Origin of the sequence: Agrobacterium sp. BT-220-3 (assembly GCF_025910175.1) — a bacterium.
Classification (GTDB): Bacteria; Pseudomonadota; Alphaproteobacteria; order Rhizobiales; family Rhizobiaceae; genus Agrobacterium; species Agrobacterium oryzihabitans.
In genome coordinates, this window is record NZ_JAPAIX010000001.1 from 1,195,666 (window position 1) to 1,207,906 (window position 12,241).

Below are 12,241 nucleotides of genomic sequence, written 5' to 3' on the forward strand. Positions count from 1 at the left end.
AAAAAATCGCTTGAAGCGCCTTTTTTCGATCAATCTCTCGCCACATTTCAGATTGCGAGTCTCGGCGCGGTTAACGCAACCAAAGATTGCTAGCCATCGCAGAAGTTTTTCGCGTTGGGAGTCCATTTCCCATAGCCCGTCGCCACCAGGTTGGCGATGACCCGGCAGACATATTTCTTCTGCGCCGGGTCATTGTTGGGGCCGGCATGGTAGCGGGCAACGGCCATGGTCCAGGTTTCATGCCTGTTGTGGAGATTGCGCAGGAACATGGCGGCATATTCGACATTACGGCGCGGATCGAACATTTCACGCGTGGAGGTGAAGTTTTCGCCGTGAAAATAATGGTTTATCTGCATGCATCCGAGGTCGATCAGCTTGGCGCCGTTACGCTTTGCCGCCTCGAAAGTGGTCAGCGCCTCCTCCGTGGATGCGGCAAATACTGGTTTTCCTTCGATATTCATGGCGTTGGGGTCCAGCTTCCCCTTGCGGCCCGTCTCTGTCAGACCGACGGAATAGAGAATTCCCTCCGGCACACCATATTTGCGTGCAGCGGACTGGATTTCCCTTTCGCAGGCGCCGGACGTTGCGGAAGCCTGTGCGTTTTCAGAGGTAGACGCCATTGTCAGCAGAAGAACGGCCAGAGCCGAGAGCGCCATCCATGCCTTCATTATGTACCCCCAAATTATCACCATTGCCCTGACGGCCGCCCCGTGCGCCGGACTCGTCACGGTTGCGCCCTGCGGCGGCCTGCTGGCCCTGCTGCTGCGCCTGCTGATTTTGCTGATTGTTGCCTTGTGTGCCCGTTTGGTCACTCTTGTCGGAAGAAGCGATGCTGATGGTGATGTTATCGACCGTCAGACCCTGCGCCTTCAGCCCGTCAAGGATGCTCTTGCTGTCTTCCTGGAGCTTTTTATAGGCCGCCATGCTCTCCACGGTCATGTGAACCGCGAGCTCATCGCCGGCAAGACGCAGCGACATCGTCACCGATCCCAGCTCGATTGGCGTCATATGCAGCTTCAGCGTATGGACGACTTTGCCGGTGCTGCTCTGGGCTGCCGCGTTGGAGAGCGACGAACCGGGCTGCATGGCGCTGACCCATTCGGGATCGTTCGCGATCAGGCCGGTCAGGGCGGAAGCATTGGTCGAGGGCGCGAGGCCGATGAAGCGTCGTGAATCGAGAACCGTGATGGTCTCAGCAGACTTGCCGGTGCTTTCCCGGGCTTCGAATTCGACGCGGCCTTCACGCTGAACCGTGCTGATATCGAGCGCGCGGGCCGTGCCGGGACGCGAAGAAGCGAAGCGGAATGCCGAAGCATCGCCTTCGCTGTCCGAGCCGGATTCAGCCTCGTTGCCGGCAAGTTCGGCCCGTGTCGGCATGTCCTTGGAAGGCTCAGCCTTGCCACGGACGGTCTCGAGCCTGTCGGATTTCACCGGATCGGCCTTGCCGGCGATCGCCTGCGCGATTTCCTCAAGGGGCGTCTTGGCAGTGGCGATATTGCCGGCATTGGCCGTCACCGCTTCAATATCGGAAAGCTTCGGATCAATCGCATCCGCCGCCGTCTCGCCGTCCTTGTCGGTCTCGTTCTTGACCTTCTTGCCGGGCTTGCCGTTTTCAGGCGATGCATGCGCTTTTTTGACCGCGTTCTCAAGATCGGCCAACGCCTCTTGGCCACGGCCCTCTCCGGAATGGTTCTTGACGATCACATTCAGAAAGGTCCCGGGCCGCTTGATCGGCGTATCGGTCTTCTCCGCGTCGCCATCGGGCTGTGCGTGCTGTTCCTCGGACGATCCTGCTTCATGATGCCGCGAATGCGGTGCCTGCGGCGGCCGCTCGTCGCGGACGGTGGAGAGGGCATCGCCGAAGCTTCCGCTTTTAGCATCGTCCCTCACACCGGCGCTGCCGGCGCGTGGATCCGAATATGGTGCATTCACCATCGCGTTAGTGGTTCCGTCGATCATGGTGCCCCCTCGCCTTTCTTCAACAGGCTGTCGATTTCATCGAGCTTGCTGCGGCCACTCGTTACGAGCTGCCGGACGTTGTCGCTCTCATCGTCAACCTTATGGGTTTCAACCCGCCATATGCTCTTCGCCTCGGCATTGCCCGCCTCTTTTGGCGGCGCATCGTGCGCACCCGCTCCTGCTGCAACGCCGGCATCCGCGCCCGGCTGCAGGGAGGGAGGGCGAACCACCTGTTCGGCGATTGCCCTTGCCGCATCTCGCAAGGCCCTGTCGCGATCCGAAAGCTGTGCTTCGGGAATTTGTCCGATTGCTTCGATCGCGCTCACCACGTCGGGCGTGCCGATGTTGGAGAGACTTTCATAGAGATTTGCCTGGACTTCCGGCTGATCCGGCATGGCGGGCGACAATGCTTTCGCTTTCAGTGCCGCCATACGCGCCAGCGAATCCTTGCCACTGATCGCCGCAAGGCGCGATAGACGCAGATAGGCTTCCTTCTGCCTCTCCGCGTCCATCATGGCGAATGTTTCCTGCACCGTTTCTTCGCCGATGGAATCGGCGCGCTTGACCACCAAGGCAACCAGGAGGTCCGCGAACTGGCTGGCATAGGGCGAATGCAGGAACCGCCGCGCGTAACGCTGCGCATATTCGACACCGCGTCCGGCATCGCCGTCTTCGACGGCAATCGCCAGCGAGCGGCGAAGTGCGGCCTCTTCCACGATGGTGCCGGGCGCTTCCAGCCGTGCAATGTCATAAAAACCAAGAGCAGCCAGCGGATCGCGCGGGATGGTCACGTTACCGCCGATCAATGCAAGATAGGCGCCAATCCGGGTGCCGCGATATTCGGGCACCATGGCGGCGATGCTCTGGGCGACCAGCGTTCCCTTGCCGGAGAGATATTTGCGCAGGATATCGGCAACGCGGCTGTCGAAATTACCATCCACATCGCGCGCGACCAGCAATTCGAGCGTGGCCGGATTGCCGCCGCTCATCGCATAGATAAGCGCCGCATCGACATTGCGCGGATCCTTGAAGATCGCCGAGGGGGCGCTTTTCAGCCGCTCGTCGATGGTCTGGAGCAGGAACCGTTGCATCTCAGTCGCGGAGTGGTCTCCCATGGCCACCGAATCCTGCACGAATTGCAGGGAACGCAACATGGCATAGGGCATGAGATTGTCTTGCGATTGCGAAAACGCCTTGCTCGGCTCGGAGCCGAGACCGCAAAGCGTCGCCGCAAGAAGAAGCCAGCGTTTCGAGGATTTCGTCACACTCACCCCCGATCGGCCTCAAGCAGGATTTCAATACGGCGGTTCGCATCCGCCAGGGGATCAGCCGGCACCTGCAATCTGCGGTCAGCGAAACCAGAGACCTGCTTCACCCGCTCTTCGGAAAGGCCACCGCGCACAAGCATGTAATAGGCGCTGTGCGCGCGATCCATGGAAAGCCGCCAGTTGTCATTGGCGCCGCCCTTGAACTGCCGTCCATCGGTATGGCCGCGGATAACCACGCTGCCGCCCCGCTCCTGAAGCAATTTGCCGATCTTTTCCATGGCCAGAACCAATTCGCCCCGGGGCACGGCCGATCCGACATTGAACATCGGCGTTTCCGTCTGGTCGGAAATGGTGAGCAGCAATCCGCCTTCTGCGGGTGTCACCACCAGACCTTCGGAGAGCTTGCCGGTTATTCCCGATATCTGCTTTTCGATCTCTTCGCGCAGCGTGTCCGCCTTTTGCCACTCGGCTTCGCTGGCTTGCTGCTGATCCGGCATGGTGGGTTTGGCGAGCGCTGCCTGCTCTGCGGCATCCGGACGCTGCTGCGGTACAACGGCGGCAACCTCCATCGGTTTGCCGTCCTGCGCCTTGTCGGCCGGTGTCTGCGATTGAACAGTTTCAATCGCTTTTCCATCCTTCGCTTCCGTATCCTTCCTGTTCTCGGCAGATTGCTGAGGCTCAACCGGATTTTGCTGCTGGTCGGCGCGGGTGATCTTCACCTGCTGCGTCCAGAAATCGGGATCGAAAGGATCACGGTAAGCTTCGCCGCCGCTCGCGCCCGTCGCCGGGCCGGAATCGGCTGCCCCGCCCTCGCCCTTGGCGCTGACATTGGCCTGCTGCCCAACCTGCTGGGCGATTTCCGCCAGCACCGAATAGGGGTTCTCGAAGAAGTCGGCTTCCGAAAAGTTCGACTGCTCTCCGGTCTGGGAGGTCAGGTCCTCGCCCGTCGCCGCGGCGGAGCCTTTGGTGGTCTTTTCCGCCTGGATGTTGGACTGGTCCTTCTTCTGGACGCCCTCTTCCTTGTCCGCCGGCTTTTCCAGCCCCTTTGAAGAGGGTTTTTCGTCGGACAGCTTGATCGGATTGAAATAGCTGGCGACCGAGGCCTTGGTCTCCTCATTCGCGGCATTGACCAGCCACATGACGAGGAAGAACGCCATCATCGCCGTCATGAAGTCGGCATAGGCAATCTTCCACGCGCCGCCATGGGCGCCATCGTGCCCGCCCTTGTGGCGCTTGACGATGATGATCTCGTTTTTGCCGTGGTGGTGATTTTCGCCTTCACTCATTTCATCACCTTGCGAAGACTGGATGCCCAGGCGGACATGCGCGTGACGAACACGCTTTCACCCAACTCGACGGTAAGGTCGATGTCCGTGGTCTCGGTAAATTTCATCGTCTCTTCTTCAAAGCCCGGCTGTGTTTTCAGCTTCTCGAACAAATCTTTCGGGCCTTTCACGACAATCGTGACCGCCTCGCCATCCGGCATGGAAGACCGCGCCACATCCGCCAGCGCCGAGACCGCCTTGACCGACAGCTTTTCCGTCAGAAGCGGCGCAAGGATATTGGCTGTCTGTTCGCTGAGATTAGCGGCGATCGCGTCGATGCCATCGCGCAGACGGCGGGACAGGAAAACGGCGGTCTCTTCGAGATAGACCGAACGCAGGTCTTCAAGCTCGGCCTTGTGGGCCGCCAGAAGTTCTTCCCGCTCAGCCTGCATCTTTTCGGTTATTTCGCGGGTGGCGTCGTCGTGGCCACGGGCATAGGCCGCCTGTTTTTCACTTTCCACGTCGACAGTCGCGAATTCATCGAAACCGGCGGCAAGATCATCAAAACCGGAAACCTGTTCGGCATCTGCCAGAGGATCGCCAAACGCCAGCCCCGCGGGCTGCGTGTCACCGAAATCCTTGAGGTATCGTGCAATGGACGCGCTCATGCGCGCCCCCGGCAAAACAGACCAAAGGGGCAAGACATGTTTCGCTGCCTGCGATCCAGAGCGTTCTGTCGCATTTCCGGGCGGAAAACCGGTGTCCACTTTTCCTGGAAATGCTCTAAGCCGTTTGGCGGCACCACCGTCATCCTTGCTACCCTGCCCGTCTCTTCCGTGATTTCCGGGCGGATCACGCCATGCGATCCACCCGATATTGCCCCGACGTTAGGCGTTCAAACTTGTGCGAGGATGAAGGCGGCCTTGATCAGGAAGCATGCGCCCGATCATCCGCGCGCCCACGCCCACCGAAGCCATTATTTGAAGAGCTGGAGGATGTTTTCCGCATTGGCGTTAGCGATGGAGAGCGCCTGGATGCCCAGCTGCTGCTGCGTCTGCAGCGCTTTCAGCCTGGTGGATTCCTCGTTCATATCCGCGTCGACGAGACGGCCTATGCCCTTGTCGATCACGTCCATCAGGCTGGATACGAAGTTTTCCTGCATGTCGATGCGGCTCTGCAGCGATCCGAGGCTGGAAGCCGTGCTGGTCATCGCTTCAAGCTGCTTGTCGACGAAGGACATCATCATGTCGATGGCGTCGGCGTCGGTATAGGTCGTGCCAGCGCCTGCAAACCCGCCCATGGCTGCGGCGACGATATCGAGCTTACCGAGGTCGAGAGTGGAGACGGAAAAACCGAGGGAACGAGCGACTGAAGTCTGACCGCTGCTGGTATCGTAAAACCAGTCATTGCCACCGGTATCGCGATAGGCTGGAGCGACGGCCGTTCCACCGCTCGATGGGTCTGTCGCCGTTACTTTGACCCAGGCATTTTCCGCAAGGCGGAGGTAAGTATCGGTTCCATCACTATAGACGTTCGGATCGGTATTTGTATCCGCCGTCGTGGCATTCAGCGCGCCAACTTGCGCATCGGTGAGCTTCGGGACGACATAACCCGTCTCCGTCACCTTCCCGGCGGTCGTTGAACTCTGAGTGACCTCATGCTCCGTCTTGGCGACAAAAACAGCGTTCTTATCGAGAATCCCGAGCTTTCCGCCACTGAGGTCGAAAAGGACGGTGCTGCCGTCGAGCACATAATCGACCGTCGTGACCCCGACATTGCCCGAGCCCGTACGCGTAAAGGATGCAACGACCTTTTTCGTAATGGGCTCTTCGGCCGGAGGTGTGCCGCCGTTGCTGATGCTGGCCTGCAGCCAGTTTTCACCGGAGAAGGAAGCCGATTCGGAGATGCTTTTCAGCTGCTCCTGAAGCTGCTTGATTTCATCCTGGATCTTGCCGCGGTCAGCCCCGACGCCATAGGCGGCGACGAGCTTTGACTTGATCTGCTTGACGACCTCGATCGTGCTTTCAAGCGCGTCGTATGCCGTATCGACCTTCGCGGCCCCCAGACCCAATGCATCCTGCACCGCCGAAAGCGCTGCATTGTCGGAGCGCATCGTCGTCGAGATAGACCAGTAGGCAGCATTGTCCGCTGCGGTTTCGACACGGTAGCCGGACGACACGCGCGCCTGCGTGGTTTCCAGACTTTTGTCAATCATACGCAGGGTTTGCAGCGCGGCCATTGCCGCCGCATTGGTCAAAATACTGGTCATGGGTTCCACCCAATTCAAAATGTAAGAAAAAATCCGGCGCTTCGCCGAAAACGAGCAGGGGCATCATGCGCATCGGCAGTGGCTGAAACCGGCCACCGCGACCTGTCGTTCGTTAACAAATCGTTAATTTGATAGGTAACAAACAACAACGCTGATTTGCAAGGCGTTCCTTTGCTTCACAGAACGGTTTTGCATAAACCGGCAGGCTTCAGGCAAGCTCGGGCAAAAAAGTGCCGCAAAGAAGCCGTCGCGCCAGTGATTTTCGCAGGCGCGACGGATAGTCGATGACATGTTTGATAGCCTTGTTCAGGCTGCTTCGCCCTGACGGGTTGGCACGAATCGCGCGGCCCTCAGGCTCTGGCGCAGGAATTCGGTATTTTCGTCCGGGTTTTCCGAAGGGTTCTGAAACGAAACATGGTTGATCTCGACCGCCGCATGTTCATTCGCCAGAATGAGGCGCGCATAGATCGTGACGCCCTTCGGCTTGATCTCCAGATCAAGAACGATCTCCGGCGCCCCTTCCCATTCGAGCTTATATTCGCCACCCGCACCGAAATTGATCGTACCGGGATGATAATAAAGTTCCGCGGCAGACGAGACGAGGTCAGCGATGCTGCCATTGCACTCGAATCTGAGCAGCGAAATCAGGTCGGCCGGGTCTAGCAGGCGTAGTTCGGTGGCGATCGGGTTGATCGCCTCTGCGACGATCATTTCCCGCTGTTCAGAATAGGCGGATTTTTTCATTGGTTTTATTGAACCCGTATTTTCGATGACTTCATGGCGTAAACCCGATGAACGAGCTCAGCCACAGCCTTGTAAAAAGCTGGTGGAATCACACTATCGATCGAGACTTGCGCAAACATGGAGCGTGCGAGGGGCGGATCTTCAAAAACGGGGATATTGTTTTCTTCCGCAATCTCGCGGATTTTCAATGCGATAAGGTCTTGGCCCTTGGCGACGACGATGGGCGCGTCGCTTTCTTCCCGGACATATCGCAGCGCCACCGCAAAGTGTGTCGGGTTTGCGATGACAAGCGTCGCGCGCGGCACATTATTGATCATACGGCGGCGGGCGCGATCGCGGGCAATCGAGCGCTGGCGGGATTTGACGACGGGATCGCCCTGCGACTGTTTGTATTCTTCCTTCACCTCATGCTTCGTCATTTTCAGCTGGCTGAACCAGTGATGTCGCGTCCACAAGAGGTCGACTGCGGCAAGCAGCGCGGTCGAAAGCAGGATCACGACCATCATTTTTTTGACGATCTCGACAACCTTGACGAAAATCACCTGCGGATCGGAAAACATCAGGTCGATGAGACCGTAGAAATCGCTGCGCAGGGAGAGGAACATGATCACCGAAACGATCAATATCTTGAACAGCGATTTGCCGAATTCAACGAAACCCTGCTTGCTGTAGATACGTGTGAACCCCTTCGCCGGCGAGATGCGCGACCATTGCGGACGCACCCTTTCGAGCACCGGTGACGGCAGGTTCTGGAAAAACGACGAGGCAAGGCCGAAGACGATGAACATGATCATGGCCGGCATCAGCAGATAAGCCATCGACGTGCCGAGAAAATAAAGCAGCGACAGGGCATCCGGCCGGGTGCTGAGGTCCCATTGCTCAGGTTGGCCGAACAGGTCTTTGAGCGTCACGCCGATGCGGCCGGCGCCATCGGGCAGAAAGAAAACCAGGTAACAATAAAAGGCGAGCGACGAGGCAAAGATCGGCACTTCGCGCGAAAAGGGAAGGTTGCCCTTCTCTGCCGCATCACGGAGTTTTTTCTCCGTCGGGTCTTCTGTTTTACTGTCCTTGTCCTGATCGTCTGCCAAGGCACGTTCCCGGAATGAAAAAGGCCCGCCGATCCCGGCAGGCCGTCATCCCGAAACTAACGCCCGCGGCCGACCGTCGCAATGGCCGGCCCTGGCGTAAGGGCGGGTTATCAACCGGCTTCCGCTCAGGCCGCCGCAGATTGTTCGTCTGCGGACACATCCTTTAGCTGGATCTGGCCTGAATTGGCCAGCCGGATGGCTTCCTGCGCCACGGCGCGGCGCGCGATCGCCACTTCGCGGGTGTTGAGCGAGGCCTGCGGTACCGCAAGATCCGATTCGATCATGCGGCGCTGGCGCGGGCTGATGCTGGACAGGACACATTCCTTGATTTCCATCGTGGCGCCGCGCAGGGCCATGGTCAGAACATCCGCCGAAACATCGTTGAGGAGCAGAACGCGGCTGCGCTGCGGCATGAACATAAGGTCGTCGAAGAGGAAGAGCTTCGGCTTGACCTTGTTGGCGGCTTCCTTGCTGAGCGTTTCGAGCGAGCTGAGCAACGTGTCCACCTGCGGCTTTTCCAGCTCGTTCATCAGATCGGCAACCTTTGTCGAACCACCCGCATTCCGCTCGGCCTCGATTTCGTTGATGAGGTTGACCACGCGCTTCTCGATGATCTGCGCAGCCGTGGGGCTGACTTCCTTCATGTTCACCGTGCGGTTCATGATGTCTGCACGCTGTTCTTCAGGAATGGTAAGAAGAACCTTGGCACCGAAGGAGGAAGGCAGCATGGAGAGGATATAGGCGATGGTCTGGGGGTGCTCGCGCAGCAGGAACTTGCCGACGAATTCCGGCTCCGCTTCCTGCAGGCGGTCCCAGATCGACGCCTCATAAGCCTGGAAGGCGGCGCGACGGCCAAGAAGGCTGTCCACCTCTTCCGGTGTCAGGCCTTCTTCGAGAATGCTTTCGATTGCCTTGGCATTGTCCATCAGACCCGTTCCTTCCGTGAACAGGTCTTCGAATTCCGCCACGATCTGGGCGAGTTCGTCTGGGGGAATGACACGCAGGGTCTGGGCCGAGGAAATGATCATCTGCAATTCGTGCTGCGTGAAAAACTTCAGCAGCTTGCCGGCGACGCCCTTGCCCATGGCAAGAAGCACCGCGGCCGCCTTGTCAGTCTGAGACAACGGCTTCCCTGCCAGGGGGTTACCGAAATCCTCAAAGTCCATCATGGTCTTTCCTCTCCGTCCCCACAGGGATCAGGCTTTTCTCGTACTCATTACTTCAATCAATTTTACGCCGAAGCGCGTATCGTCGTCTTCAAGTACTGTTATTTCACCGCGCGCAATACGGCGGCCATTCACCATGATTTCCACCGGCTCGCCGATCTTGCGGTCAAGCGCAATCGTCGCACCTTCTTCAAGGCTCATCAGACCCGAAACCAGCATCCGGCTGGTGCCGAGAACGATCTGGACATCGATCGGGATATCCATGATCAGGTCCATATTGTCGGACAATCCGCTGCCGAGCGGCGCCCTTACGCCCGCGACCTGCGGGGCGGCGGCGAAATCGTCCATCGCAAAATCGGCCGCTCCGCCACCAAAGGCGGAAAGGTCGTTCTCCGCAGAAGCATCGTCCACGCTTCCGAAATCGCCGAAGTCGCCAAAATCGGACAGCGAACCTTCCGCATCCGTCTTGAGGACGCCACGCAGATCGCCGATAGCCTGATCGATGTCGCCGCCATCTTCAAGCGACGGCAGCGCCGCGTCATCGGTCACAGGTGTTTTCTTCGTAGCCATGCGCTGATTATTCCCTTTGAAACTTGCGTCAGCCTGCCCAAAACCCCAAGAGGGCGGGCAGGATTTAACCCATCAAATGTCGCAGAATCTCGTCGTCCGTGCTGACATTGTTCTTCACCCGAACCATGTAGCGGTCGCCGGACTTGCCGAATTCGCAATTATAAAGCTTGGAGCCGTTGGCGCTGACCTCGACGCCGATATCGTCCTGCTTCAGATCCTGAAACGGAATGACATCGCCGGCCACCAATCGGGAGATCGTCCGCAGGGTCAGCGTTTCGAGCTTGATGCGCGCCTCAAGCGTTACCTGCGATCTCTTCACCTGCTGCGAAATCATCTCCATCCATTCCTCCTGCTTCTTCAGCGCCTGGGCCGAAGCCTTGGGAGCGACGATGGAGGTCTTGAGCAGCGGACGCTGCGGCACGATGAGAGAGAATTCCGACGAGACCTTGCCGATATCGATCTTCATGCGGATGGTTACGCCGTAAAGGCCGGCGATCATTTCCTCGAAGGCGCTTTTTCCGTTGGCGTTAAAAGGCGGATCGATTGTCGCCTCAAAGCCGCCCGGTGCGTTGACGCCGGAGCGCAGGACACCGGCGATACGGCCGAGAACCATGGCTGCAAGGTCGAGTTCGATATGGGACAGGCTGCGCTCGTCCGGCTCGCCGATCGTTTCGGGGGCCGCGCCGAGCATGCGTTCCATGAGCGCAATGACGAAGCCGTTGCCGACAGTCATCATGAAATTGGGGCACCAGTTGCGCAAGGAACAATCGGCGACCGAGACATTCTGGCCGGCATTGGCGATGAGATCCGTCATCAGCCCCGATTCGGAGCCGATATATTCGACGTCTATCGCGATGCCCGTTTCGCTGTGGAAGATGTCCGGCAGGAATTCGCCGTAGAGATGGCCGATATCCGAACCGATCTTCGCAATCGTCTTGCGGTCGGAAAGCCCTCCCGTGAGTTTCGCGAGCAGGGCGGTGTCGATGGCCGGGGCTTTCTGCGCTGCAGCTTTTGCCATGATCATGCCGCCTTGTTTTCGCCGCCGGGATTCATCATCTCCTGCTCGACGGCATCGATGGACGGCCGCTCATAGTTGGAGATGGTCTTGCGGCCGTATTCAAGCGCGACCTGCGGCACCGAGCCGTTCATGTAGGCAATCAGCGTCTGCTTGACGATGATGTAGAGGCGGTGCTGCTTGGTGCGGACGATCTTCACCTGCGAAGCGAGCGGGTTGCAGATCGAATAGGACAGGATGATACCGAGCATGGTGCCGACCAGGGCCGCGCCGATGAGGCCGCCCAGAACTTCAGGCGATTCGTTGATCTTGCCCATGGCCTTGATGACGCCGAGAACCGCCGCGACGATACCGATGGCGGGGAAGGAATCGCCCATGGTGGTGATCGCGTGATACGGCTTCAGCTTGTCGTTGAGGATGGTTTCGATTTCCTCATCCATCAACGCTTCGATTTCGTGGCTGCGGGCGTTGCCGATGATGATCAGGCGAACGTAGTCGCAGATGAACGACGTCAGCTCCTTGTTCTTCAGGACCGAGGGTGCGCTCTGGAAGATCGAGGATTCCTCGGGATTGTCGATATGCGCTTCGATCTCGTTGCGCGATTTCGTGCGCAGATCGCGCATCAGCGAATAAAGCACGCCGAGCACGTCGAGATAGTTGCGCTCCTTCGGCACCGAGTGCTTGAAGGCCTCGCCGAGCGCCTTGCCCGAATCCTTCACGACCTTCATCGGGTTCGCCATGATGAAACCGCCGAGACCCGCCCCGCCGATGATCACCAGTTCGAACGGCTGCACAAGCACGTCCAGATGGCCGCCCATCGCCATGTAGCCGCCGATGATGCAGCCGAAGGTGATTATAAGTCCAATTACAATATTCATTGATCGACCACGCCCGAAC

At 58.7% G+C, this 12,241-nt stretch carries 12 protein-coding genes; all 12 read right to left on the bottom strand.

Annotated features, from left to right (window positions below):
* Positions 1-89: 89 nt before the first annotated feature.
* Positions 90-656 carry a lytic transglycosylase domain-containing protein gene (locus OK142_RS06045; RefSeq protein WP_035241606.1) on the bottom strand — a complete coding sequence of 189 codons (567 nt, stop codon included), beginning with the start codon at positions 654-656 and terminating at the stop codon, positions 90-92.
* Complete coding sequence (gene fliK / locus OK142_RS06050; RefSeq protein WP_498681617.1) at positions 604-1,959, bottom strand: flagellar hook-length control protein FliK; 1,356 nt, start codon at positions 1,957-1,959, stop codon at positions 604-606. Before fliK ends, OK142_RS06045 begins: the two co-directional genes overlap by 53 nt.
* Positions 1,956-3,230 (bottom strand): chemotaxis protein MotC, encoded by a 1,275-nt coding sequence (motC, locus tag OK142_RS06055; protein ID WP_498681620.1) that lies wholly within the window; start codon positions 3,228-3,230, stop codon positions 1,956-1,958. Before motC ends, fliK begins: the two co-directional genes overlap by 4 nt.
* Positions 3,227-4,513, bottom strand: coding sequence for a MotB family protein (locus OK142_RS06060; RefSeq protein ID WP_137037111.1), 1,287 nt, complete (start codon positions 4,511-4,513; stop codon positions 3,227-3,229). The genes motC and OK142_RS06060 overlap by 4 nt, the downstream gene beginning before the upstream one ends.
* Complete coding sequence (locus OK142_RS06065; protein WP_003493878.1) at positions 4,510-5,160, bottom strand: hypothetical protein; 651 nt, start codon at positions 5,158-5,160, stop codon at positions 4,510-4,512. Before OK142_RS06065 ends, OK142_RS06060 begins: the two co-directional genes overlap by 4 nt.
* A gap of 308 nt (positions 5,161-5,468) precedes the next feature.
* On the bottom strand, positions 5,469-6,761 hold the full coding sequence (locus OK142_RS06070) for a flagellin N-terminal helical domain-containing protein (RefSeq protein WP_003493874.1): 1,293 nt from the start codon (positions 6,759-6,761) through the stop codon (positions 5,469-5,471).
* Positions 6,762-7,067: 306 nt separating this feature from the next.
* Positions 7,068-7,505, bottom strand: coding sequence for a BspJ family T4SS effector nucleomodulin (locus OK142_RS06075; protein WP_003493871.1), 438 nt, complete (start codon positions 7,503-7,505; stop codon positions 7,068-7,070).
* 5 nt (positions 7,506-7,510) lie between these two features.
* Positions 7,511-8,593 (bottom strand): flagellar biosynthesis protein FlhB, encoded by a 1,083-nt coding sequence (gene flhB, locus OK142_RS06080; protein WP_082183722.1) that lies wholly within the window; start codon positions 8,591-8,593, stop codon positions 7,511-7,513.
* Between the two features lie 125 nt (positions 8,594-8,718).
* Entirely contained in the window at positions 8,719-9,762 is a 1,044-nt protein-coding gene (fliG, locus tag OK142_RS06085; protein ID WP_035241600.1) for a flagellar motor switch protein FliG, read from the bottom strand.
* Positions 9,763-9,789: 27 nt separating this feature from the next.
* A complete protein-coding gene (fliN, locus tag OK142_RS06090) occupies positions 9,790-10,329 on the bottom strand; it encodes a flagellar motor switch protein FliN (RefSeq protein WP_035241597.1) in 540 nt (179 codons plus the stop codon).
* A 64-nt stretch (positions 10,330-10,393) separates the two neighbouring features.
* A complete protein-coding gene (locus OK142_RS06095) occupies positions 10,394-11,353 on the bottom strand; it encodes a FliM/FliN family flagellar motor switch protein (protein WP_164056244.1) in 960 nt (319 codons plus the stop codon).
* Positions 11,350-12,222: a flagellar motor stator protein MotA gene (gene motA, locus OK142_RS06100; RefSeq protein ID WP_003493861.1), complete on the bottom strand. Its 873-nt coding sequence runs from the start codon at positions 12,220-12,222 to the stop codon at positions 11,350-11,352. Before motA ends, OK142_RS06095 begins: the two co-directional genes overlap by 4 nt.
* Positions 12,223-12,241: the final 19 nt, after the last annotated feature.

Excerpts from the sequence above, each read along its gene's own strand:
- OK142_RS06045 (WP_035241606.1), bottom strand. The coding sequence starts at position 656 with ATGGCGCTCTCGGCTCTGGCCGTTCTTCTGCTGACAATGGCGTCTACC.
- fliK (WP_498681617.1), bottom strand. The coding sequence starts at position 1,959 with ATGATCGACGGAACCACTAACGCGATGGTGAATGCACCATATTCGGAT.
- OK142_RS06060 (WP_137037111.1), bottom strand. The coding sequence starts at position 4,513 with ATGAGTGAAGGCGAAAATCACCACCACGGCAAAAACGAGATCATCATC.
- OK142_RS06065 (WP_003493878.1), bottom strand. The coding sequence starts at position 5,160 with ATGAGCGCGTCCATTGCACGATACCTCAAGGATTTCGGTGACACGCAG.
- OK142_RS06070 (WP_003493874.1), bottom strand. The coding sequence starts at position 6,761 with ATGACCAGTATTTTGACCAATGCGGCGGCAATGGCCGCGCTGCAAACC.
- OK142_RS06075 (WP_003493871.1), bottom strand. The coding sequence starts at position 7,505 with ATGAAAAAATCCGCCTATTCTGAACAGCGGGAAATGATCGTCGCAGAG.
- fliG (WP_035241600.1), bottom strand. The coding sequence starts at position 9,762 with ATGATGGACTTTGAGGATTTCGGTAACCCCCTGGCAGGGAAGCCGTTG.
- fliN (WP_035241597.1), bottom strand. The coding sequence starts at position 10,329 with ATGGCTACGAAGAAAACACCTGTGACCGATGACGCGGCGCTGCCGTCG.
- OK142_RS06095 (WP_164056244.1), bottom strand. The coding sequence starts at position 11,353 with ATGATCATGGCAAAAGCTGCAGCGCAGAAAGCCCCGGCCATCGACACC.
- motA (WP_003493861.1), bottom strand. The coding sequence starts at position 12,222 with ATGAATATTGTAATTGGACTTATAATCACCTTCGGCTGCATCATCGGC.